Source organism: Streptomyces sp. NPDC050997 (assembly GCF_040660135.1).
Taxonomy (GTDB): Bacteria; Actinomycetota; Actinomycetes; order Streptomycetales; family Streptomycetaceae; genus Streptomyces.
In genome coordinates this window covers 228858-250940 of the sequence record NZ_JBFAGK010000007.1, presented here as the reverse complement: position 1 = coordinate 250940, position 22083 = coordinate 228858, and the positions used below count along the sequence as shown (strand labels likewise).

15 protein-coding genes and 7 pseudogenes are annotated in these 22083 nt (G+C 68.5%); 12 read left to right on the top strand and 10 right to left on the bottom strand.

Annotation, left to right across the window (positions count from 1 at the left end):
• Positions 1 to 43: 43 nt before the first annotated feature.
• From AB0H86_RS18605 to AB0H86_RS18585, 5 genes and pseudogenes are all read left to right on the top strand, one after another.
• Positions 44 to 1636 (top strand): MFS transporter, encoded by a 1593-nt coding sequence (locus AB0H86_RS18605; protein WP_362439154.1) that lies wholly within the window; start codon positions 44 to 46, stop codon positions 1634 to 1636.
• Positions 1637 to 1925: 289 nt separating this feature from the next.
• A pseudogene (locus AB0H86_RS18600) lies at positions 1926 to 1994 on the top strand (aspartate/glutamate racemase); the annotation flags it as partial.
• 363 nt (positions 1995 to 2357) lie between these two features.
• The gene (locus tag AB0H86_RS18595; RefSeq protein ID WP_362439151.1) at positions 2358 to 2696 is read left to right on the top strand and encodes a recombinase family protein; all 339 of its coding nucleotides are present in this window, start codon (positions 2358 to 2360) and stop codon (positions 2694 to 2696) included.
• A 125-nt stretch (positions 2697 to 2821) separates the two neighbouring features.
• Positions 2822 to 3031 (top strand): annotated as a pseudogene (locus AB0H86_RS18590) (DUF4158 domain-containing protein); the annotation flags it as partial.
• A gap of 25 nt (positions 3032 to 3056) precedes the next feature.
• Positions 3057 to 4109 carry a Tn3 family transposase gene (locus AB0H86_RS18585; RefSeq protein ID WP_362439148.1) on the top strand — a complete coding sequence of 351 codons (1053 nt, stop codon included), beginning with the start codon at positions 3057 to 3059 and terminating at the stop codon, positions 4107 to 4109.
• Here the strand turns inward: AB0H86_RS18585 and AB0H86_RS18580 are convergent.
• Positions 4075 to 4941: a helix-turn-helix transcriptional regulator gene (locus AB0H86_RS18580; protein ID WP_362439145.1), complete on the bottom strand. Its 867-nt coding sequence runs from the start codon at positions 4939 to 4941 to the stop codon at positions 4075 to 4077. The two genes, AB0H86_RS18585 and AB0H86_RS18580, sit on opposite strands and share 35 nt — an antisense overlap.
• Before the next feature lie 150 nt (positions 4942 to 5091).
• Between AB0H86_RS18580 and AB0H86_RS18575 the strand changes: the two genes are divergently transcribed.
• Together AB0H86_RS18575 and AB0H86_RS18570 are read left to right on the top strand one after the other, a co-directional pair.
• The gene (locus AB0H86_RS18575) at positions 5092 to 6015 is read left to right on the top strand and encodes an SDR family NAD(P)-dependent oxidoreductase (RefSeq protein ID WP_362439142.1); all 924 of its coding nucleotides are present in this window, start codon (positions 5092 to 5094) and stop codon (positions 6013 to 6015) included.
• Between the two features lie 20 nt (positions 6016 to 6035).
• Positions 6036 to 6239: pseudogene (locus AB0H86_RS18570) on the top strand (TetR/AcrR family transcriptional regulator); the annotation flags it as partial.
• Between the two features lie 93 nt (positions 6240 to 6332).
• Here the strand turns inward: AB0H86_RS18570 and AB0H86_RS18565 are convergent.
• Positions 6333 to 9455 (bottom strand): annotated as a pseudogene (locus AB0H86_RS18565) (Tn3 family transposase); the annotation flags it as partial.
• 84 nt (positions 9456 to 9539) lie between these two features.
• Between AB0H86_RS18565 and AB0H86_RS18560 the strand changes: the two are divergent.
• Positions 9540 to 9938: a DoxX family protein gene (locus AB0H86_RS18560; RefSeq protein ID WP_362439139.1), complete on the top strand. Its 399-nt coding sequence runs from the start codon at positions 9540 to 9542 to the stop codon at positions 9936 to 9938.
• A gap of 244 nt (positions 9939 to 10182) precedes the next feature.
• Positions 10183 to 11820: a hypothetical protein gene (locus tag AB0H86_RS18555; protein ID WP_362439136.1), complete on the top strand. Its 1638-nt coding sequence runs from the start codon at positions 10183 to 10185 to the stop codon at positions 11818 to 11820.
• Here the strand turns inward: AB0H86_RS18555 and AB0H86_RS18550 are convergent.
• Positions 11797 to 14316 carry a hypothetical protein gene (locus AB0H86_RS18550; RefSeq protein ID WP_362439133.1) on the bottom strand — a complete coding sequence of 840 codons (2520 nt, stop codon included), beginning with the start codon at positions 14314 to 14316 and terminating at the stop codon, positions 11797 to 11799. The two genes, AB0H86_RS18555 and AB0H86_RS18550, sit on opposite strands and share 24 nt — an antisense overlap.
• A gap of 276 nt (positions 14317 to 14592) precedes the next feature.
• Here AB0H86_RS18550 and AB0H86_RS18545 point away from each other — a divergent pair.
• Positions 14593 to 15830, top strand: a pseudogene (locus tag AB0H86_RS18545) (IS256 family transposase).
• Between the two features lie 236 nt (positions 15831 to 16066).
• Here the strand turns inward: AB0H86_RS18545 and AB0H86_RS18540 are convergent.
• From AB0H86_RS18540 to AB0H86_RS18520, 5 genes and pseudogenes are all read right to left on the bottom strand, one after another.
• A complete protein-coding gene (locus AB0H86_RS18540; protein WP_362439130.1) occupies positions 16067 to 16420 on the bottom strand; it encodes a hypothetical protein in 354 nt (117 codons plus the stop codon).
• Between the two features lie 628 nt (positions 16421 to 17048).
• Positions 17049 to 17354 (bottom strand): annotated as a pseudogene (locus AB0H86_RS18535) (XdhC family protein); the annotation flags it as partial.
• Positions 17273 to 17932, bottom strand: a complete 660-nt coding sequence (locus tag AB0H86_RS18530; protein ID WP_362439127.1) for a hypothetical protein — start codon at positions 17930 to 17932, stop codon at positions 17273 to 17275. The gene AB0H86_RS18530 and the pseudogene AB0H86_RS18535, both read right to left, overlap by 82 nt.
• 72 nt (positions 17933 to 18004) lie before the next feature.
• Complete coding sequence (locus tag AB0H86_RS18525) at positions 18005 to 18448, bottom strand: DUF4240 domain-containing protein (protein ID WP_362439124.1); 444 nt, start codon at positions 18446 to 18448, stop codon at positions 18005 to 18007.
• A 117-nt stretch (positions 18449 to 18565) separates the two neighbouring features.
• On the bottom strand, positions 18566 to 19255 hold the full coding sequence (locus AB0H86_RS18520) for a recombinase family protein (RefSeq protein ID WP_362439121.1): 690 nt from the start codon (positions 19253 to 19255) through the stop codon (positions 18566 to 18568).
• 105 nt (positions 19256 to 19360) lie between these two features.
• Between AB0H86_RS18520 and AB0H86_RS18515 the strand changes: the two genes are divergently transcribed.
• A complete protein-coding gene (locus AB0H86_RS18515; RefSeq protein WP_362439118.1) occupies positions 19361 to 20026 on the top strand; it encodes a winged helix-turn-helix domain-containing protein in 666 nt (221 codons plus the stop codon).
• On the top strand, positions 20023 to 21360 hold the full coding sequence (locus AB0H86_RS18510; RefSeq protein ID WP_362439115.1) for an MFS transporter: 1338 nt from the start codon (positions 20023 to 20025) through the stop codon (positions 21358 to 21360). The genes AB0H86_RS18515 and AB0H86_RS18510 overlap by 4 nt, the downstream gene beginning before the upstream one ends.
• Before the next feature lie 77 nt (positions 21361 to 21437).
• Here AB0H86_RS18510 and AB0H86_RS18505 read toward each other — a convergent pair whose 3' ends face one another.
• Positions 21438 to 21932 (bottom strand): Tn3 family transposase, encoded by a 495-nt coding sequence (locus AB0H86_RS18505; protein ID WP_362439703.1) that lies wholly within the window; start codon positions 21930 to 21932, stop codon positions 21438 to 21440.
• A gap of 37 nt (positions 21933 to 21969) precedes the next feature.
• Positions 21970 to 22077, bottom strand: a pseudogene (locus AB0H86_RS18500) (Tn3 family transposase); the annotation flags it as partial.
• Between the last annotated feature and the right edge of the window lie 6 nt (positions 22078 to 22083).

The window sequence follows — 22083 nt, the reverse complement described above, 5'->3', positions numbered from 1 at the left end:
CCTGCCCGGCGTCGGCTCGGCATGCCCATTTTGTGAGGAATCCATGAGCACACCCCAGCCCCCACACGCCGCGCCGGCCAGTGGCGAAGGCAGCCCGGACGCGCGTCAGCTGCGGACGGTCCTGATCGCCGTCTCCCTCGCGCTGATGTCGGTCATCGCCTCGGTGTCCGGGCTGAACGTCGCGCAGACCCACATGGCCGTGGAGTTCGGGGCCTCGCAGAACACGGTCCTGGGGATCATCAACATCTACACCCTCGCCCTGGCCGCCCTGCTGCTGCCGCTCGGCGCCATCGGCGACCGCCTGGGACGCAAGCCCATGCTCCTCGCCGGACTGGGCGTCTTCGGCGTCGCCACCGTCGTCTCGGCCCTGGCCCCGACGGCGGAGGTGATGATCGCCGCACGCGTCGCCAGCGGTATCGGCGCCGCGATGATCATGCCGATCACCCTGGCCGTCATCACCTCCACCTTTCCCGAGGAACAGCGCGGCAAGGCGATCGGCGTATGGACCGGCGTCGCCGGCGGCGGCGGCATCCTGGGTATGTTCCTCTCCGCCCTCCTCGTCGACGTCGCCACCTGGCGCTGGCTGTTCGCCCTGCCGGTAGCCCTGATCCTCGCGGCCCTGGCCATGACGGCGAAGTCGGTTCCCAACTCCCGCGAGACCTCGGCCCACCGCTTCGACACCGCCGGCGCGCTGCTCTCCACCCTCGCCGTGACCGGCCTCATCTTCGTCCTGCAAGAAGGTCCCGAACGCGGCTGGACCGCCCCCCTCACTCTGATCAGCCTCGCCGTCGGTCTCCTCGCGGCCATCGGCTTCGTGGCCTGGGAGCTGCACCGCCGCGACAGCGCACTGCTGGACGTGCGGCTGTTCCGCGAGCGCGGCCTGAGCAGCGGCTCGATCACACTGCTGGTGGTCTTCGGTGTCCAGGCGGGCATCGGCGTGGTCCTCTTCCCGTTCTTCCAGGCCGTGCTCGGCTGGTCCGGGCTGCTGTCCACGGCCGCCATGATGCCCATGGCCGTCATGATGATGGCCACCTCCGGCCTGGCCCCCAAGCTCGCCGCGGGCATCGGTTCCCGCTCCACCATGGCCGCGGGCATCGCGCTGGCCGGACTCGGTCTCGTACTCATGGCCCTGCTCGTCTCCGTCAAGGGCGGCTACCTGTCCATCCTGCCCGGACTGCTCGCCATGGGACTGGGCATGGGCCTGTCGATGACCCCGTCCACCACCGCCATCACCGCGTCCCTGCCGCGCGCCAAACAAGGCGTGGCCTCTGCCCTGAACGACGTCACCCGCGAGTTCGGCACCGCACTCGGCGTCGCTCTGCTCGGCGCGCTGCTGGCCAACGGCTACCGCGGCGCCATCGACAACCGGCTGCACGGCATCCCCCAAGGAACCGCGGACACCGCGCGCGACGGCGTTGCCAACGCCGTCGAAGCGGCCGGCAACGCCGGCCCGCACGCCCAGGACCTGCTCCACGCAGCCCAGCAGTCCTTCGTCGACGGCTGGCAGCAATCCATGTGGGCAGGCGCCGCCGTCATGGGCGCCCTCCTCGTCTACATCGTCTTCCGCAGCCCCAAGACCACAACACCTGCGGTCACCGCCGAGGCAGAAACCGCCGAGGCCCTCGCCGCCCGCTGACCGCACAAGAGCCAGACGCACACCAGACACACCGCTCCGTGAACATCGCGTTCGCCGGCGCACGATCGGCCCACCGGATCCCGGCCCGGCCCGGCCCGGCTGATCGTGCGCCGATTTCGTGACCCGGGCCATGACATGCAGCCACCAACGGCTCCCCGACCTCGGTGATCCGTGCCTTCAGTTGGCGTCTGCATGGACCGTGTTCATGCTCGTCCCCGGTGGGCTCGACGTCCCCCTGGCCCTGATACGGCACAGTTCCCGCAGGAGAAACGAGAAAGGTAGGACCGACATGTTGACCATCGGGCTGATCGGCGGCATGAGCTGGGAGTCGAGCGCGGAGTACTACCGCCTGCTCAATGTGCCAAGTACGAGTCGATCGGTGTCACCGACCGCGGGCGAACCGTCGCCATCGACTTCGCCCCCGCGGTGTAGTCGGCTCGTCGTCGAGGGGCTCCGGCTCGTAGGCCGGTGCCGTACGGTCCGGCTCCAGCCCGATCTTGTAGGGGTGGACGCAGGCCGGAGTCCCCTCGGCGGTGTAGCGGAAGCGTCATCCGGGTTGAACGGCGCCTCGCGGTTGGGCCGGTCGTAGACCACGAACTTGCTCCGGGGCATGCGCTTGGACGGGCAGATCCCGCACACCGGCCGGGCCGGGTCATGGATGTCGAGGTCGATGTACGGCGCCTCGTCGTCCATACCGCAGCAGCGTACGGGAGTTGAGCACATGCCCAGGGCCACCATCCCGGCCGTCACCTACGCGAGTACGACGCTGCACGGCAACCTCGACGCCCTCCAGCAGCGGCTCCCCGCATACGCCCGCGAACACCGCCTGGACGTCGTCGCCTCCTACGCCGACCGCGAGGGGCAGCGCGAACCTGCGGAGAAGCCCCATCTGCAGGCCGCTATCGACCAGGTCCGCGAAGGCCGGGCAAAGGTCCTGCTCACCGTGACCGTCTCGATGATCTCCCCGGTCTGTGCCGAGTACGACGCCGTGCTCGCCGACGCTCGCGCGGCCCGCGGACAGCTGGTCTGCACTGGCTGGAGTCCGCCGCCCGCCAAGTAGCCCCAACTACCCCATCTATCACATGGGGTGATGCTATGGGTTGAAATAAGGGATCACCTCACACACCGTCAGGTCACCTGGCACCGTCGCGCGCGAATCACGCCGACGGATCAAGGACCGGGCCAGTGCCCACCAACTTTCTGAGCGACGAACAGCGCAGGCGCTTCGGTCACTTCACCGTGGACCCGGACGCGGGACAGCTCGCCGGGTCCTTTCTGCTTGATCAGACCGCGCGGCGCCGGGCAATGGCCGCCCGCGGCCCGCGGAACCGGATCGGCTGGGCCGTCCAGCTCGGCACCATCCGCTACCTGGGCACCTACCTGGAGAACCCAGAGCAGGTGCCCGCCGTGGTGGTCCCCTATGTCGCTGAGCAGCTCGGGTTGGACCCCGGTGACCGACCGGCTCGACAAGGCCCACCGGGAGTTCGCCGACGGCCTGGCAGCCAACCCCAACGTGCGCATCGAGCAGCAGGGAGGCCGCGACCGCATCATCCTCACCGGCCTGGACCGCCTCGCCGAACCCGACTCTCTGATCGACCTGAACAAGGAGATAGAAGCGCGCATCCCCGCCGTCGACCTCCCCGAGATCGTGCTGGAGGTCAACTCCTGGGTGCCCTACCTGTCCGACTTCACCCACGTCTCCGAGGCCAACTCGCGCATGGACGACCTTCAGCTGTCCGTGGCCGCGGTCCTCACCTCGGAGGCCACCAACGTCGGCATCGAGCCGATCGTCCACGACGGCGTCGACGCCCTCAACCGCGACCGACTGTTCTGGGTCGAGCAGAACTACATCCGCGCCCAGACCCTCTCGACGGCCAACGCCCGCCTGGTCGACTACCACATGCGCCTGCCCCTGGTGCAGGCATGGGGCGGCGGCGAGCTGGCCTCCGCCGACGGACTGCGCTTCGTCACCCCGATCCGCACGCTCAACTCCGGGCCGAACCCGAAGTACTTCGGCTTCGCCGCGGCCATACCCTCATCCAGGGCCGCGTCCGTCACCTCGTCCAGCGCGGCCCGCAGCCGCACGAGCAGCCGCAGCCGGATCGCCGGGGCCAGCTCATCCAGCCCGGTGCAGAACCGCGCCACGTCCGCCTTCAGGAAACCGATCGTCGGGTCGTCACTCATGGGCGCGCACCCTGGCAGCGCTGTTCACTGCCCGTCAAAAGATTTGACGGCTGCACCGGTTTTCTGTTCCGTTCCTACTCGGACCCCGATTCGGGCCGCCGTGAACCCCCGGATTGCACGGGTTCGTTGGACGCACGGGCGGCCTGTCGGCAATCGATCGTTTGCCGACAGGCCGCCCGTGCGGGGAGTCGCTGGATGGGGCACCGCAGGCGATGACGTACGGCGTCTCGCCAGCGCTGGAACCGGGGCCGGTGTCAGGGGCGTGCGGTGGCGGTACGGCCGCCTGTGACGCGCAGGAGGTCGAGCTTTCCTTCGTCGCTGCTGCCGGACGCTGTCGTGTAGGTGACCACGCGCAGGTCCGCGCCCGGAACGATCAGGACGTCGCAGTCGAGCAGGATGTCGCCGATCTCCGGATGCCGGATCGTCTTGCGGTCAGTGGTGTGCTGAGCTGCGGCTGTCTGCGTGGCCCAGTGATGGGCAAAGGCGTCGGATCCTGCCCGCAGTTCCTGCACGAGACGATCGAGCCGGGCGTCCTCGGGGTAGCGGGATGCGGCGTCCTTGAGGTCGGCGACGATCGACGCCTCGAAGGCGTCCTGCCCGCGCTCGGGCTGGATGGGAAGCATCGAGGCATGAGCGGCGCCGTTGCCGAAAAGGGCGCGGGCGAGGTTGCGCTCGGCCGGCGGGAGCACGGCGGGGTCGCCGTGCAGTGCGCTCCACATGGAGTTCCACCACACCAGGGCCCAGTCAGCGGAGAACACCCCGATCGGGACATCGCCCAGGCGCGCGGCAAGCCGCTGGATGCCCGGGGGCACGTGGGTGCTGACCATGCCGTCCTGCGGCGGCAGGAGCCCGGCGCTCCGGTACAACTGGTCGCGCTCGGGCCGGGAAAGCTGAAGGGCCCTGGAGAGGGCGCCGACGACCTGGGCCGAGGGATTCCTCGCGCGTGCCTGCTCCATGCGCAGGACGTAGTCGACCGAGAGCCCGGCCAGCTGTGCGAGCTCCTCGCGGCGCAGGCCCGGGGCGCGACGGCCGGCCGTCGCGGAGAGACCGGCGTCGGCCGGGGAGAGCCGGTCGCGCCAGGCACGCAGGAGTGCACCGAAGGTGGAGCGGGAGGCAGCCATGGATCCATTCTCGCCGCTCGGCACCCGACGAGCCTGGGTACTGCCAGTCCTAGTGACGGGGACGGCACTGGTTGGCGGTGGCGCGAGCGGCGAATGTGGTGATGCGCCCAGCCGGGGCGCACATCAGCTGACCAGCAATTGGAGCCTCCCATGCAGCACACCGTCGTGATGACAGGCGCGAGCCGCGGCATCGGTCGCATCGCCGCAGAGCACATTCTGCGCCGGTCGCCCAACGTGCACCTCCTCGTCGTCACCCGCGGATCCTCCGGCGCACGCCTGGCCGCAGAGCTGAGCGCGGGCGGACACACGGTCTCGCACGTCTCGGCGGACCTCGGCTCGCTGGGCAGCGTCCAGTCGGCTGCCGCCGAGATCCGCGAGCGGCTGGAGCGGGGTGATCTGCCGCCGCTGCGCGGCTTCGTGGGCAACGCGGGCATGCAGTACACGAACGCGCTGACCGAGGGGCCCGACGGGTTCGAGTCGACCTTCGCGATCAACGTGCTCGCCAACCACCTGTTCGTCCGCCTCCTCCAGGACCGATTCGTGGCTCCCGCCCGGATCGTGATCACCGCAAGCGACACCCATTTCGGCGACTTCAAGCACAACATGGGCATGGTGCCAGGACCGGCATGGAGGTCCCCGGACGTCCTCGCCCGTCCGGGCGCCTTCCCCAAGCCGGACACCGCGGCCGGCGGGCGTACCGCGTACTCCACGAGCAAGCTGGCCACGATCTATCTGGTGCACGAGTACGCCCGCCGACTGCCGGCCGGGATCGACTCCGTCGCCTACAACCCGGGGTTCGTCCCCGGCACCGGCCTCGCCCGGAACGCAGGACCCATCTCCCGGTTCGCGATGCGCCGCATCCTGCCGGTCATGACCCTCACCCCGTTCGCGACCAGCCGCAATGCCGCCGGACGCTACCTCGCCGACATCGTCCTCGGCACGACCAAGGCGCCGACCGGGTCCTACGTAGACCGCACCCATGCGGCCCGGTCGTCCGAGGAGTCCTACGACCCTCAGCGCGAAAGCGAGCTCTGGGACACCGCCGAACGGTTCACCGCAGCGTACGCTGCCTGAACTGTGGAATCTCCGGGCTCAGCCCGGAGTACGACGCGCGCACCCGAATGGCGAACGCCCTCACCCACCTGCTCGACGCGGCCAGCGCGGCCGGCACCGTCCCTAACGACGTCACCGGCTCCACCCTGCTGCGCGCCCTGGGCGGCATCTGCGGAATGCGCGCCACGGAGGGCTGGCTGGACGAGGCCCAACAGATCACCGCCCTCCTCCTCGACGGCCTGCGCCCGCGGCACCCCACGGGCGACCTGAGCCGGAAGCCGGGAGCTGTGGCCCGCCGGTCGAGCCCGCCCGTTACTCCTGTCCGCCCCCGTCGTCGTCCGCGTCAGCTCTGGCGCGTCCGGGTCGCGCAGCGGGCGCAGGCCCTGGCCGGGCCCGCTGGCCTTGATGTTGAACAGGTAGCGGCCCAGGAAGTTGATGTGCCGGTCCTTGAGCGGGGAGAGGCGGGCGACGTCCTCCTCCGTGATGTCGTGGCCCTCGGTCCGGAGCTGGGCAACCGCAGCGTCCAGGTAGCGGGTGTTCCACAGGACCACCGCGTTGAGGACCAGGCCGAGGGCGGCGAGCTGGTCCTCCTGACCCTCGCGGTACGCCTTGCGGATCTGGCCCCGGCCGCCGTGGCAGATCGCGCGGGCCAGGCGGTGGCGGGACTCCTGGACGGTGAGCTGCCTGTTCATCAGGCGGCGGTGGGTGTCGTCCATCGGGTCGACCAAGGCGAGCAGGTGCATGGTCTTGTCGATCCGCCCGTACTCGGCGTACGCCGCCCCCAGCGGGGTGGGGTGGCCCTCGCGGCCGAACATCCGCAGCAGGTCATAGGCGCGGACCTGGTTGGTGATGAGCGACCCGGCCACCCGGAGCATGTCCGGCCAGTGCGTGGCGATCCGCTTGAGGTTGACCTTGTTGCAGGCCACGGCCTCCAGCGGCCCGTAACCGGCGGCCGGCTCCTCGCCGTCGGGCAGGTCGGCCCGCCAGAACCGCTGATCGGCCAGGTCGCGGAAGCGCGGGGCGAAGCGGAAGCCGAGCATCTTGTACAGGCCGAAGGCCATGTCGCTGTACGAGGCGTTGTCGGTGGCCACCATCTCCGGCTTCACCCCGCCGTCGAGGTTCAGCAGGGTGTCCAGCGTGTAGAGGCTGTCGCGCGGGGTGCCGCGCACGACCATCGCGCCGATCCCGGCGACCTGGTCGTTTACGGCATTGAGCCAGGTCACACCGCGTTTGTAGCCGTAGTACTTGGGCGAGGGGCCGGTGTTGATGCTCTTGACGGGGACGAAGCGCAGGCCGTCGACGGAGGCGAGCAGCCCGCCGCCCCACATCTGGGCCAGCTCGATGCGGGACTGGGCGGTGATGAGCGCGGCGTTCGCCGCGGCGAGGGTGTCGGCGCGCACGTAGTTCTGGTCGACGTGGGACAGGCGCGAGCGCATCAGTGCCTTGTTCTCCGTGTCGATGACCGGGGTCAGACCGATGTTGCAGCTCTGCGAGACCAGCAGGGCGACCAGGGAGACGAGCAGGCCCTCCATGCGGGTGCGCCGGTCGGAGACGTGACCGAAGGCGTCGAGGAACCCGGTCCAGGAGTGGACCTCGAACAGCAGATCCGGCAGGTCGATCCTTGGGAGCATGGCCTCCGTGGTGGTCTTCAGCCAGGTCAGAGACTCCGGCTCACCCACCGCGCCGAGCTTGTCCACGGACAGGCGGGCTCGTCCGCCGCCCTCGGGGACGACGACCTCCACCTTCGCGTCGTCCCCAGCTTCCTCCAGGCGGTCGGCCATCTGCCACCATGCCGCGTCCAGGCCCCGGGTGAGCTGGGTCAGATGCCGGTCGGCGTCCTCGGTCAGGGACAGGCCAGCGAGGACGTCCGCGCGCATCGCCTCCCACCGTGCCCCGTCCAGCAGTCTCGCGCGCGGGTCGGCCCACCGGTTCGACGGGGCGGCGAACACGTCGCGCCGGTTCAGGGCGCGGTGCAGCTGCTCCAGCACGCACACCACATACGCGTCGCGGTCGACCGCCCCCTGCGGCAGCTTGGTGTTCGAGAACACCGCCCGCTTCCACATCGCGGGCACCAGCTCGGCGTCGACCTCGCGGGGCAGTGGCCGGTCCTTGACCCGCCGGCGCGAGAGCGCGGGCAGGCGGCGCACCGCCTTCAAGATGCGCCGCCCAGACGGGGCAGCGCCCAGCGCGTCCGACTCGCCCAGCAGGGACAGGCAGGGGCGCACGCACGGTGTTGTAGCGCAGGGCCAGCTTCTCGCGCATCGCCGCCTCGGCCGACCCGTCGTCCTCCGGCACCAGGGCCTCGACGGTCGCGACCGCGCCGGCCACCGCCGTACGCGGCATCGCCTCCTCCACCGCCGCCCACAGCGCGGCCACGTCCAGGTCCGCGTCGTGCTCGGCGACCAGGTCCAGCTCCTCGGTGAGGATCTTCGACGCCTTCGCCAGGATGCGCGCCGCCTTCTCCAGCTGCGGCAGCATCGCCAACCGCTCCCGCTCCGACGCCCTGCGCGCCGGGCTGATCAGCCGGTTCGCCATCAGCACCGCGAACAGGTCCAGCGCGTCATCGACCGCCTGCGCCTCCAACTGGCGCACCACCGCCGTCAGCAGCGCGGTCCGCCGGGGCTCCGGCGCCCGCTCGATCGTCTGCGCCTTGCTCAACTGCCCGTACCGGGCCAGCGTGGACAGCCGGTTCACCGGCATCCGTGACAGGTTCACCCGCACCCCAGCGCGAACGCGGAGATCTCCTCCACCCGCTCCATGGCCCGCACCATCGCGGTCCCCGTCGACTTCGTCGGCGGCGTACGCGGCCGCTCCAGCTCCGAGACCCGCTTGCCCTCCGGCACCACCAGCAGTTCGGCCAGCGCCGGCGCGAGCGCGGGGTCGGCCCGGCGCGTGGCACGGGTCACCGCCTCGTACAGGCGCCGCTCGGCCACGGTGCGGGCCTCCGACACCTGCCGGGCCAGCACCGAGACGCCCGGCAGCAGCACCCGGTTCTTCCGCAGCCACGTCACCGAGTGGTTGAACAGCGCCACCGGCCCCTCGGCTTGCGTCCACGCCCGCCCGTACAGGAACCCGCGGAACTCCCGCCCCCACCGCCGGTCGGTGAAGTCCCGGTACTTGAACCGTTCCTGGATCTCCTGCGCGTGCTCGTACGACGTCCTGCGCCGTTCCGGGTACCGCTTCACGCACGAGGCGTCCTCGATGCCGAGCTGCCCGGCCAGGTACTCCACGGCCTCCCACGGCACCGCGAGCGGGTCCTCGCCCAGGAAGCGCGCGACGTAGCGGACCGTACAGATCTGCACCGCCATGCCCAGGCGGTGCGCGTCCGTACGACGCAGCGCGATCAGATCACGGTCGTCATCGTCGAGGAAGAAGAAGCGTTCCAGCTCCGGGCGCGTGGGCACCTCGGTGAACGTCCCGTACGCCTCGGCCTGCTCATCAGTCAGAAATTCCACCGGCACGACCGGACCGTAGCCAGCATCGACAGCCACCCGACGATCTTCCGCGAACCCCAGCGGCACCCCCGGTAGATGTGCTAGCCGACCATGATCAATCTCAGCGGCACTTTCTGTACCTCAACTACTCACACCCGGTATTGGATCGTCGCCGGACTACTCGCCCTCTTCTACCTCTACGCAGGCGCGATGAAGGTTCTCCGTAGCCGAGATCAACTCCGCCCGATGATGGCCTGGGTCGATCGCATACCCCTGCCCGCCGCCAGGGCGCTGGGGACGGTCGAAATACTCGGCGCGACCGGGCTGATCCTGCCGCCCCTGACCGGCATCGCACCTTGGCTGGCACTGGCCGCGACCATCGGGTTCGTGCTCCTGCAGATCGGTGCGATCGCCGTCCCCCTCACCGGCGAAGACCGCCAGATCACACTCAACGTCGGACTCATCGCCACTGCGGCCGTGATCATCTGGCTGGCCACCACCTGGCTGTGATCGAGCACAGTTCTCGACCGGTGGATGCGACTGCGGGCCAGCCGCCCCACCGGTCGCTGGATTTTCTCGGCACCCGTGACCCACAAGCAAGACCCCACAGGTCCAACATCACGTTATCGTCTGGCAGGGTCACGCAAGGGATAGTTGGGAGCGAAACGTGCGCGGTGCAGGGCGACTGCCGTTGCCGATAGCAGCGGACAGCGGGCGCTGGGTGAGTGTGGCGGCGGAGCGGACCGTTCTCGGCGTGGTCCACAACATCACATCCGCGACACGGCTACTCGACCTGCTCACCGTATTCGAGGGCGACCGACGTATACAGACGGTCTTCACCTGCACTGAATCGTCGACTCTGGACGAGGGGACCCTTGAATTCTTCACTTCCAGGGGAATTCTGCACATACCATGGAAAGAAGCAACTGTTCAGAAATTTGACATGGCAATTGCCACAAGCCGCGGCGGCGACCTTCACAATTTGCGCATTCCATTGATCGGCGCACCGCATGGCGCCGGGTACAGTAAGCTATTGAAGCGGGAAGCGGGAAGCGGGAAGCGGGAAGCCTTTGGCTTGTCGCCTGAATGGTTGACGCATGAAGGGCGGATTGTTCCGTCGGTAATCATTCTTTCTCATGATGAGCAACGCGAGCGGCTCGCTGTTAGTTGCCCCGAAGCCGTACCCGTGAGCTTGGTGGCGGGGGACCCCTGCTTCGATCAGCTACAGGTGAGCACTCCTTTCCGAGAGGACTACCGGCGGGCTCTGGGTATCCGTCCGGGCCAGAAGCTCATTGTGGTCTCGTCCACGTGGGGGCGCGGGTCGATTCTAGCGTCGGACGAGAGTGAAACGGATTTGCTTCGCCGCGTTCTGGCGGAGCTACCTATCGAGGAATATCGCGTTCTGGCGGCCGTCCATCCCAATGCCTGGTTCGGTCATGGCGCCTGGCAATTGCAGAACTGGCTGGCTCCGCTTACAGAGCATGGCCTACTGCTTCCGGTGCCGGACACGGAAACATGGAAAGCCGCGCTTCTGGCAGCGGATGGAGTTCTTGGCGACCATGGCTCTTTGACAATGTATGGATTCGCATTGGGAATCCCTGCAATTTTGGGTTCTTTCGCTGAATCGAAGGTGGCCCCTGAGTCCCCTATGGCTCGCCTCGGTAAGATACTTCCCCGGTTTTCTGCTCACCGGCCTTTCCTGACGCAGATCGAGGAAGCAGCCGCAGCCCAGCGAGGCAGCGCCGAACTGCGCCAGCTGCGTGCGACTGTGACGTCACGGCCCGGGGAATCGGCCGTCCTGCTGCGGCGCCTGTTCTATCAATGGCTCGAACTTCCCGAGCCCGCGACACCCGCCAGGCCGCGATCGGTGCCGGTCCCCTCCACCGTGCCGGTCGGATATTCCTCCCCCGTCCAGCGGCCGGTGTACGTGTCGGCCGCCTCCGGGGAGCGCCGGGCCACGGTACGCCGCTATCCGGCGCCCGTGCAGCGCCGCACTATGGAACGGCATCTGGCGGGAACGCACCTGGTGGCCGACATCGACGATCCGGACGCCCGCTGGCCCCGCTCCGCGGACGTACTGCTTCTGCCGCTCGGCCGACCGCGTCACGTCGCCGGGATGATGGGCTGGGAGGACATCGCCGCCCTCTACCCCGGGTGTGCCTTGCTCGCCCTCGAAGAGCCCGAGGACGGCTGCCTGGCGCTGCTGCGGGACGGCATGCGCCTGCGCGCCCGCTGGCATGGCAGGCGCCCCTCGTGGACGTCGACCGCCATAGCGGCCTCAGTGGTCCACGACCATGCGATGTCCACAATGAGTGGCCCCGGCCCGGTGTGTATTCAGGTGGCGATCGGCGCAGAGGCCGAGGCCGGCCTACTCGACGTCACCGTCCTGTGAGCCGTCCTCGTCACCCGCCCCCGTGGCATCCGCGAGGCGCTGGTCCGCCTCCTGCGCCCGCAGACTGTTCGCCTCGCGAAACAGATCGCCGGCTGTGACCCAGTCCAGCGTCGCCCGTGTGTGGTCGCCCTCCGCACTCAGCAGGTCCCCCCTGAGCAGAAGGATCCCGGCCCGCTGATAAGGCGGACCGTTCACGGTCATGATCTCGATCGCATCGTCGAGCGCCCGCACAGCCTCGCCCGGCTGCTCGGCAGCACGCCGGTCCTCGGCGTACCGGGTCAGGGCACGAGCCTCGTTGTAGGGGTCGGGCACCGGCAGATCCGCGAACTGTTCGCGGGCGGAGTGCAGTTCCCGGGCCGCCTCGTCATGACGTCGCAGATCAGTGCAGGCCACTCCCCGGTGGAGGGCGAACAAGGCTCGGCCACGCTTGTGGTCGATGCCATCCAGTGCGCCCAGGCCCAAGGCGTAGCGCTCAAGGGCGACGGCAGGATTGCCAAGCTTGCGTTCCAGCAGGCCGAGGCCCTCCAGCGCACTGGACTCCGTACGCCGCTGGCCTTCGGTGGCGTTGCCGTCGGCTGGGCGTACGAGTTCCAGCGCACTCTCGAAGTGCTCGCGGGCGGTCCGCGGGTCACCCTGGCGTGTACTCCACCGCTCAAGATGAGCGAAGCCGAGTTCGAAGTGCATCCGGGCGATGGCCATCTGGTCACGGCACTCGTGGGCCGATTCGAGTGCCAGTTCATGCGTCGTTATCCAGGGACTGTGCAGGCCGCATTTGAGGTAGAACGTGTGCAGCCCCTGGGCCAGCCGCCAGGTCTGGTCATGACGGCCCTTCTCGTGAGCCAGGCGTACCACGTTCTCCAGGCTCTCCCGGCGTCGCTCCAGACTCGCGATCACCTCTGGTGCGTCAACGCTTCCCGTGGGTACGTAAGCCGCGTACGCACCTGCCGGATCATGCCGGTAGCGGGAGGACAGAGCCGCCTCCGCGCGTTCGGCGAACTCCAGGTAGTGCGCGATGATCCGGTCCAGCACCGCTTCACGGGCCTCGGCCGGTTCGTCGGCGAGAGCGCAGGCGAGCGCATGGTCGTGGATGAGGTGGTGACGCACCCGATAGCCGTCCCTGTCCGGCTCAATCAGGTTCGCGGCGGTGAGCTGCCGAAGGACTTTGTTCCGGGCGGCGGTGTCCATGTCCGGGAGCATGGCCCGTACGACATCCGCCTCGAACTGTCCGGCGGGGTGGAGACCGATGCAACGGTAAAGACGCGCGGCGTCCGGGGCGAGACCGCGATAGCCGGGGTCCAGAGCGGCGGAGATCTCGTCATCCATGTTGAGCGCTTCCAGCCTGGTCGTGCGGTCCGACAGTTCCGCCGCCAGCTCACGCACCCTGCCGGCGTGACCGAGTGCCAGCTGCGCCCCTGCGATGCACAGCGCGAGAGGAAGATCGCCACACCCGTCGGCGATCAGGTCCAGTTCCTTCTCGTACGCCGTGGTGTCGCCTCTGATCCTGCCAACGTTGACGAGCAGCTTCCGGCTGTGCACCCGACCCAGCGGCTTCATCTCGAAGGGCTCGGCGCCGACGGTGCGGACCAGTTGGGGCAGGCGGGAGTGGCTGGTGATGAGAGCCACGCTGCCCGGGGTGCCCGGCAGCAGCGGTTCGACCTGGGAGGCGACTACGACATCCTCAAGCAGCACGACGATCGGACCACGGGCAGCGAGCCGACGGAAGTAAGTCGACCGTTCCCCGGGGTCAGCAGGCACGTCTCCCGCCGGGACTCCCAGCTCGCGGAACCAGCGTTCCAGGATCGCTGAGGGCTCCGGCAGGTTTCCCCAGGGATCTCTGCCCAGCGACGCTTCGAGTTGAGGACCCCTCAGTTCATCCTGGTGTATGCGCAGCCACCTACGCGCCACGGCGGACGTCCCACTACCCGGCACACCCTGCATATACATCGTGGCGGCAACCCCGGCGGCCTGGCCTTGTGTTCGCACGGCGTCCATTCGCCGGAGCAGGCTCTCATTGTTCTCGTAGTGCTCCATCGGCCACAGAGCGATTTGGGGCAGCGGCGCCGCGGTGCTCGGAAGGGCCTGCCGTGGCGTCGCCGGGCCCCCGTCGTAGTAGTGGTACACGTTCGAGACCTGCGTATGACCACCCACCACCAAGGTGCCGTTGGTGACAACGTTCCTCACTTCGGTGTGCAGGTCCCTCAACTCGCCTGCCAGAGACGGCTGCTCCTCCAGCAGCATCCGCAGTTCGCCGCGCAGCAGCTCCTCGATCTCCGGCACCAGTTCCGCCACGCGGGCCTCGTCGCCCCTGTCACGAGCCAGGGTCAGATCGCTACGCCGCTCCTCCAGTTCACTGAGGAAGGAGTCCTCCCGTTCCTGCCTGCCCCGCCTGAAGAGTGCCCCCACCCGGGCCTTGAACGCGGTATATGCGTCGGTACCGATCGTCCCTGCCACTGTCGTCGCAACGGACGCGGCCAGCCGCACCAACTCCGCTTCCACTCAGCCCCCTTGAACGGCCCGAATCCGGCTCGCTCCACATTATCGGCTTCCGAACGACGTGCAGCTGAGTTGCCCGGCAACCGCACACTGCTTCGGCGAACGAGTAGCCCGACGACCCACGGCGCAATCGCACAAGGAGTTCCGGTTGCGTCCAGGGAAGTGGTGTACGGGTTGGACCTGATCCGGGGTTTGCTCCGGCTTCTGGCTGATGCCCGCATAGATGAACGGCCACCGGCTGATCTTCGAAGTGTCGAAGCCTCGAAGGAGATCAGCACGATGACCGCACCTGACAGTGTGCCCCTGCACGCCCTCGCCGAGGACAACCTCGCCGCGGCGAGTCCGGATCTGCTGCGCGCGATGGTCAAGACGTTCGCCGACGCGCTCATGTCCGCGGAAGCCGACGCTCTCTGCAACTCCGAGTACGGGCAGGTCAGCGACGAGCGCGTCAACCACCGCAACGGCTACCGCCCACGCGAGTGGGACACCCGCGCAGGGACCGTCGAACTCGCCGTCCCCAAGCTGCGCCAGGGCAGTTACTTCCCGCACTGGCTCCTCGAACGGCGCCGCCGGGCCGAACAGGCCCTCATCTCGGTGGTGGCCACCGCCTATCTGCTTGGCGTCTCCACGCGCCGGGTCGAGAAGCTCGCCGAGTCCTTGGGGTCACCCAGCTGTCGAAGTCCCAGGTCAGTGCGATGGCGAAGCACCTGGACGAGCAGGTCGCCGCCTTCCGCAACCGGCCCCTGGACCAGGGCCCCTACGCGTTCGTCTGGGTCGACGCGCTCACCCAGAAAGTCCGCGAGGGCGGCCGCATCATCAACGTCCACGCACTGATCGCGGTCGGCGTGAACGCCAACGGGCACCGCGAGATCCTCGGCATCGACGTCGCCACCGCCGAGGACGGCGCCGGCTGGCTCGCCTTCCTGCGCTCCCTGACCGCCCGCGGCCTGTCCGGCGTCCAGCTCGTCGTCTCCGACGCCCACACCGGCCTGGTCGCCGCGATCGGCGCCGTCCTGCCCGGAGCATCGTGGCAGCGATGCCGCACCCACTACGCCCGCAACCTGCTGAGCCAGGTTCCCAAGTCGGCCCAGCCCTGGGTGACCACGCTGCTGCGGACCGTCTTCGAACAGCCCGACACCGACGCCGTCCAGGCCCAGATGCGGCACGTTCTGGACGCCCTGGAAGTCAAGTTCCCCAAAGCTGCAGCCCACTTGGACACCGCCCAGCACGAGCTGCTCGCGTTCACCGCCTTCCCGCGTGAGATCTGGCGGCAGATCTGGTCGAACAACCCGCAGGAGCGGCTGAACAAGGAAATCAGGTGCCGCACCGACGTGGTCGGCATCTTCCCCGACCGCACCGCCCAGATCCGCCTGGTCGGCGCGGTCCTGGCCGAGCAGAACGACGAATGGACCGAAGCCCGCCGCTACATGGGCCGAGAACTCCTCGCCAAGTCCCGCCTCCACCCGATCGAGTCAGAAACCGACGACACAGCCCTGCCCACCGAACTCACCGCATAGCCTCAAAACGAGATCACCGACTGGCCGTCGATACACCACTCCAGCGGACGTGACCTTGAAGGGACATATCGCTTGCTCTGCCTGTACGCGGCGACTCCCGGCGCGGCCTACAAACCCGGAGCTCGGCACGGGTTCCGCCAACAGCGCTGCAGCCACTCGGGGGGGCCCTGCCCCCGGCTGAACACACGGGCCACGGTTTCCGCGCGGCGACCGACCCCAGCGGAGTTCGGCTCCGCTCAGTAGCCGGGCGGGATCCGGTCCTGCGGCCCGTCAGCCACCTCCACCGCGCCTTCTTCCTGTGCCCTCTTGGCCACTCCCGGGTCGGTCGAGTCCGAGACCAGCTCCGCGATGCGCAGAGTGCACTCCCACTCCGTCAGCTTGCCTTTGATCACCACCAGGTATGACTCCTGGTCGGCGAAGCGGTACACGCGGCGCCGCTTCTCGACGATATTTCTGCTCGGCACATACGTGTGGAGGACAGCACGGAGCTCCCCCAGTGCCTGGTCCTTCGTTTCCCGCCCACGGCAGATGAACTCGGTCCTGCACGACTCGCCGTAGCAGTACTGCGCGATCACGGCCCAATTGCCCATGCCCACTCCCCCTCGGTGCCGCCGCCAGTCAGCCACAGCTCAGCCGCCGGGACAAGAGCAATACAGACCGTGGGGTGGCCACCACGCCCCGACGCCAGCGGGTCAGCACCCGCAAGGTCAAGTCACCGATGTCCCGCCACAGCACCCGCCACGAGGACGGCAGGCCCGCCCGGCACCAGCCGCACTGTCACCGGTCTCGACATCAAGGTCCTCGAGCCTGCGGAATCCCGTCCACAGCATGGACCCCAACTCCCCTTGCACGACCAGCGAAAACGCTGGCTACCCGGCCTTGGGGGGGCAGCCCTTGATCGTAGTCACCCTGATCATTGGATCGTGAAGATCCATAGGACAGGAGTTCCCGTTGGGGACTTTGAAGTAGTCGCCTGAGTCCGGGCCGATGCCGTCGCGCTGTACCGGGCCACGCCCGGTGGCACCTACGCGTCCGTGGCCAAGGACCTGGGCGTCAATACGCGGACAGCCCCTCCGGGCGGATCATCCGGCTGATCAGAGGGCCGTTCGAACATCTGCGACCTGCCCCTGCTGGAGCTGGTCGGCTCCCCGGCCGAACGGCTGCCCGTTCAAGCGCCGCCCCGTGCCGCCCGAGGACAGGGCGATGATCTCCGCTGCGACGCAGTCTGGTCAGTGCGGGTTCCAGGACCCCCGCCGCCAGCAGGCCGGCGAGCCGGTCCTCGTGCGTGCGGCGGCTGCCCATCGCGCCGATGTAGCCCGCCCGGGTCCGCAGAGCGGCCTCCAGCAGCGGGACGTCGAACTTCGGGTCGTGGGTGAGCACACACAGCACGGTGCGCTCGTCCACGACGTCCGCCCTCTCGGCCAGATACACATGGGGCCAGCTCACGACGACATCGTCGGCGTCCGGGAAGCGTCCCCGGATGGCGAAGACGGGCCGGGCGTCGACCAGCGTCCCGTGATAGCCATGTCGGGGTGGAGGGAGTTCAGAACCACCCGCATCCCCTGCCGAAGCGCGACCATCGCATGGCGCTCGATGTCTGCCTGGGCCTGCCCCGCAAGCCGTCGCCAGGAAGGGGCGAGGGCCACGTCCCAGAACACACGCAGTTCTCGGGCGGCGCGGTCAGCGTAAGCAGATGCTCCCATCTTCAGGTATCGCCGGACCGAGGGAAGATCTCTCCCTTCGGTCGGCTCGCCCTCCGTATCGGCAACTTCCGGCAGTGACATCAGACGGCGCATCTGGCGGGCCATCACGGGCGCCGCTGTCGTAGCGACGCGGTGCAACTCGGTATCGACATCGGACACCGGTGTTTCCGTAGGCGGAGTCAGGAAGTCCGGCAAGTAATCGGTCATGTCGTCACGCAGCGCGAGCAGAAGATGCAAGCCATGCGTGATCAGTGTCCGGCGGACAGCGCTCGGCGAGGAACGGTGTCCGGCGATTGCGCCAGGGTGGTGGGGGTGCAGAGCGGCCGCCAACTGCATGACGGGCGAGACGGCAAAGCGCGACTCGGCGATGGCATCGGCGCTCAGGCGCAGTTGGGTCATGACGTCCGCCTCTCCCCCAACCGTTCGAAAGTGATCGAATCATATAGGCGACGGTGATCGGCCCAGGCTTTGCTACGGGCACGGAAAGCGCAGCCTCGTACCGTTGAAGTGAGGAACATCCATGCTCATACTCAAACGCGCAGCGACGCCCGCCGCCGTGACGCTCAGCGGATCTGTGCGCTTACGACGCATCCTTGCTGTTGCCGGCACCAGCACTGCGGCATTCATGCTTACCGGATCCACGTGACGGTAAGGGTGACGTGACGTCACAGCTCTGGCAGGGCGGCCTTCGTGCTGAGCCTTGCCGGGGCTGCCGTGCACCGCGAAACATTGAGGTCTTTCAGCGTTGCCGCTCCAGGGTGAGGACCGCTGCGGCGATTGAGCGGCGACGATCTCCTCGGCCGGGTGCGCGGCCAGTTGCGAGGCTGCCCGGCGGGCGACAACTTCTCCGTCGTTCGGGTTGGACGCCTGGTTACGGGCTACCTCGATGAGCTGCCAGAACTGCTCTTTGTTCATGGCGGCAGAGCATGCCACCTGGTACTGACATCATGCCGGTCCCGGGATGTTGACCCGCCAGAGCCACCATGTCGGGGTGCCGGTAAGAATGCTGTCACCAGCCGCAAACGGCGGTGATCAGTCCTCGGACCTGGTGGGTTGGGGCAGTTCCGGCGTGCTCGTTGCCTCGGCGAGTGCGAGGCGACCGCCCTTCAGTTCGGGCACGTAGTTGTAGATCGTGTTCCTGCAGACGCCAAGGAGCTTCGCGATCGAGGTGACGGTGTTCTCCGGGCGGGCGAGCAGGTCGCGGGCGTGACGTACCTGTTCCTCCGTCATCGCCGGCGGGCGGCCGAGTCGGGCGCCGCGGGCGCGGGCGGCGTCCAGGCCCTCGTTGGTGCCCTGCACGATGAGTTCGCGGATGAACTCCGCCAGCGCCGCGAACACGTGGAAGACCAGGCGCCCGCCGGGCTCGGTCGTGTCGAGCGCCTCGTGCAGCGAGGTGAAGCCGACGCCACGCTTGCGCAGGCCGGACACGATCGCGATGAGGTCCTGGATGGAACGGCCGAGCCGGTCCAGCGACGGGACGACGAGGGTGTCGCCCTCGCGCAGGTAGTCGAGGGCCTTCCACAGTTCCTCGCGTTCGGCGTTCTTGCCGGACTTCTTGTCGGAGAAGATCCGGATGCAGCCCGCTGTGTTGAGTGCGTGGATCTGCCGGTCGAGCAACTGCCCCTTGGTGGACACGCGTGCGTATCCCACGAGGCTGCCGGTCCGTACGGCCGGAACGGGTGCGAGGAGATCAGCGGTGTCGTCGTCCTGGGGTGGCTGCACCCGCCAGATAGATGAGCAGCGGCACCTCACAAACGAGGCGAACCGCAAAGGGTTCTTCGCGAAGAATCCTTTGCGAAGAACCCTTTGCGGTCTACCGTGTGTCGCATGGCTGATGCAGTGGAGAGGCCGGATGGCCCGAACGTTGAAGAGGACTCGGTTGTCCTGGATGCCAAGGGGCTGCGTGCCCTGGCGCATCCGGTGCGCGTGCAGTTGGTCGGGCTGCTGCGGAAGTACGGTCCGTCGACGGCCACCCGCCTCGCGGAGCGGCTGGGCGTGAATTCCGGTACGGCCAGCTACCACCTCCGGCAGCTCGGCGCGGCCGGTTTCGTCGAGGAGGACACCGAACGCGGCAACGCGCGAGAGCGCTGGTGGCGGTCGGTGCACCGGACTACCTGGTTCAACGATCCGGAGCTGGCCGAGCGGGAGCCCGAGGCCGCACTGGCCTACCAGCAGTCCGTCGCCGCCATCTACACCCTGCGCACGCAGCAGACCCTGAACGAGCTTCAGACGATGCCACGCGCATGGCGAAACACCTTCGACATGAGCGACTGGGCCTTGCGGCTCACGCCCGAGGAAGCCGCCGCCCTGCACCGGGAGTTGACGGAAGTCGTCGCGCGTTACCGGCGGGACGCGCCGGAGACGGCGGCGAGTGCCCCCGAGGGAGCCGAACGGGTCGCCGTGATCACGCAGATCCTGCCCGAACTGGATGCGCCTGCCGCGTCGTCGCTCCCTTCCGGCCCTCAGGATGAGGAAGGAAGCCCGACGTCATGACCGACGACGCCTCGGAGGCCGGCGGCATACCCGGCAAGAGGTCCTTACGGCCGCTGGGCGGGGTGCTGGCGGCCATGGCCGTGTCGCTGACCGGCACTCGGATCTCCGTTGTGGCACTGCCCTGGTTCGTCCTGGTCACCACCGGCAGCGCCACCCAGACCGGACTGGTCGCCTTCTGCGAGATGACTCCCTACGTGGTGGTCAAGGCGTTCACCGGACCGCTGGCGGACCGGATCGGCCCGCGGGCCGTTTCCTGGACCACCGATCTGGCCAGCGCGACCGCCGCCGCCGCGGTTCCCCTGCTCCACGCCCTGGACCTGCTCTCCTATCCCCTTCTGCTGGTTCTGGTCGCGCTGATCGGCGCCGCCCGCGGACCCGGCGACCTCGCCAAGGAGGTGATGGTCCCGGAGGCGGCTGAGCGCGGCCGGGTGCCACTGGAGCGGGCCACCGGTCTGGCCGGCGTGATCGAGCGGCTCGCCTCCACCGTCGGCCTGGCGGTCGGCGGATCCCTGGTGGCGCTGCTCGGTCCCCTGACCGGACTCGCCGTCAACGCGGGCTGCTTCGCCCTCGGATCTGTGATCATCAAACTCGCGCTGCCTCGCGGCATGGGGCACGCAGTCGAGGAAGCCCCCTCGCCGGCCGGGGAGACGGAACCGGGCTACTGGCGGCGGTTCGGCGAGGGCTTCACCTTCCTGCGCGGCGAGCCACTGCTGCTCACCGCCATGGTCATGTGCGGCATCACCAACCTGCTGGACGCGGCGATCACCTCGGTGCTCGTACCCGTCTGGGCCAGGGAGTCCGGCGACGGGCCGACCGCGATCGGCCTGACGGGCAGCGTGATGGGGGCCGCGGCGGTCGGCGGGAGCCTGATCGCCGCGGTGGTCGCGCACCGGCTGCGGCGGCGGGTGGTGGTTCTCACCGGGTTCCTGCTGGCCGGGGCACCGAGGTTCCTGATCCTCGCCTTCGATGCCCCGTTGGGGGTGGTACTGGCCGTCTTCGCGGTCAGTGGGTTCGGTGCCGGCTTCATCAACCCAGTGTTGGGGGCCGTCCTCGTCGAGCGGGTGCCGCGCCGGATGCTGGGCCGGGTCAACGCGCTCGGTGACTCGCTGGCCTGGGCCGGTATCCCTCTCGGCGGGCTGCTCGCAGGGGTGGCGGTGACCGCTGTCGGACTCGTGCCGGTGCTGCTCGCCTGCGGCGCCGCGTACTTCCTCACCACGAATCTGGCTGGACTGCGCCCGGAATGGCGCGAGATGGACCGTACGCGTGGGCGGGGCGTCCTGAAGTCGCATTCCAAGGAAGACGCCTCACAAGACAGTGCGAACGCAGCGACATGATGCTTACGGGAGGGAGGTGTGGTGGACCATCTGGCTTCCTTCTCCCTCCCACCGCTCCTTCTGACCTCGCTCACGCTTCACGCACGCTCAGATGTCCGCTGGTCGGCGGCGTCCGTCGGAACTCGGGGACCCGGGAGTTTGACCGCGGCAAGGTAGAGGCGGGTGTCCATGTCGAGGTTGACCTCCCCGTACGGACGCACGTGCGACCAGAACAGCGGGGTCAGGCCGCGCCGGTCGGCGGGCGTGAGGAGTTCGGCCCACTCCGGTTCGCCGAGGATGTCCTGGAGCATCAGGGTGTTCACGTAGACCAGGGCCGATTGCAGGATGCGCAGGCACAGGACGAACATCTCCTGCTCGTCGCGCCGGTTCGAGGCGATCTCCCCGCCCTTGCCGTAGGCGATGACGGAGTTCGTGCCGTTGGAGGACTCCATCACGTTCAGGCCCTCCTCGATCTCCCGCTGGAGGTCCCGAAGTCGCAGGTACCGGGCCACGAAGATGGTCTTCTGCGCGCGGCCGACCTCCAGCATCGCCGCGTAGGTGGGGTGGGATGCGTTGCGGGTGAAGCGCCGCAGGATCGCCTCGGTGGAGGCGGTACGGGGTCCGGATCGCCGTGGCGTACTTGATCATCTGGTCGTACTGCTGGGCGATGAGCTCCCAGCGGATCGGGCGGGTCAGCGCCGGGCTCAGCTGCGGGTAGGCGTCCGACTCGCCGGCCACGCTTCA

Bases quoted from the DNA above. Each gene is read 5' to 3' on its own strand.
- AB0H86_RS18515 (WP_362439118.1), top strand. From the start codon at position 19,361: ATGGCTGATGCAGTGGAGAGGCCGGATGGCCCGAACGTTGAAGAGGAC.
- AB0H86_RS18575 (WP_362439142.1), top strand. From the start codon at position 5,092: ATGCAGCACACCGTCGTGATGACAGGCGCGAGCCGCGGCATCGGTCGC.
- AB0H86_RS18585 (WP_362439148.1), top strand. From the start codon at position 3,057: ATGTCGCTGAGCAGCTCGGGTTGGACCCCGGTGACCGACCGGCTCGAC.
- AB0H86_RS18525 (WP_362439124.1), bottom strand. From the start codon at position 18,448: ATGAACAAAGAGCAGTTCTGGCAGCTCATCGAGGTAGCCCGTAACCAG.
- AB0H86_RS18595 (WP_362439151.1), top strand. From the start codon at position 2,358: ATGCCCAGGGCCACCATCCCGGCCGTCACCTACGCGAGTACGACGCTG.
- AB0H86_RS18530 (WP_362439127.1), bottom strand. From the start codon at position 17,932: ATGACCCAACTGCGCCTGAGCGCCGATGCCATCGCCGAGTCGCGCTTT.
- AB0H86_RS18540 (WP_362439130.1), bottom strand. From the start codon at position 16,420: ATGGGCAATTGGGCCGTGATCGCGCAGTACTGCTACGGCGAGTCGTGC.
- AB0H86_RS18560 (WP_362439139.1), top strand. From the start codon at position 9,540: ATGATCAATCTCAGCGGCACTTTCTGTACCTCAACTACTCACACCCGG.
- AB0H86_RS18580 (WP_362439145.1), bottom strand. From the start codon at position 4,941: ATGGCTGCCTCCCGCTCCACCTTCGGTGCACTCCTGCGTGCCTGGCGC.
- AB0H86_RS18510 (WP_362439115.1), top strand. From the start codon at position 20,023: ATGACCGACGACGCCTCGGAGGCCGGCGGCATACCCGGCAAGAGGTCC.
- AB0H86_RS18605 (WP_362439154.1), top strand. From the start codon at position 44: ATGAGCACACCCCAGCCCCCACACGCCGCGCCGGCCAGTGGCGAAGGC.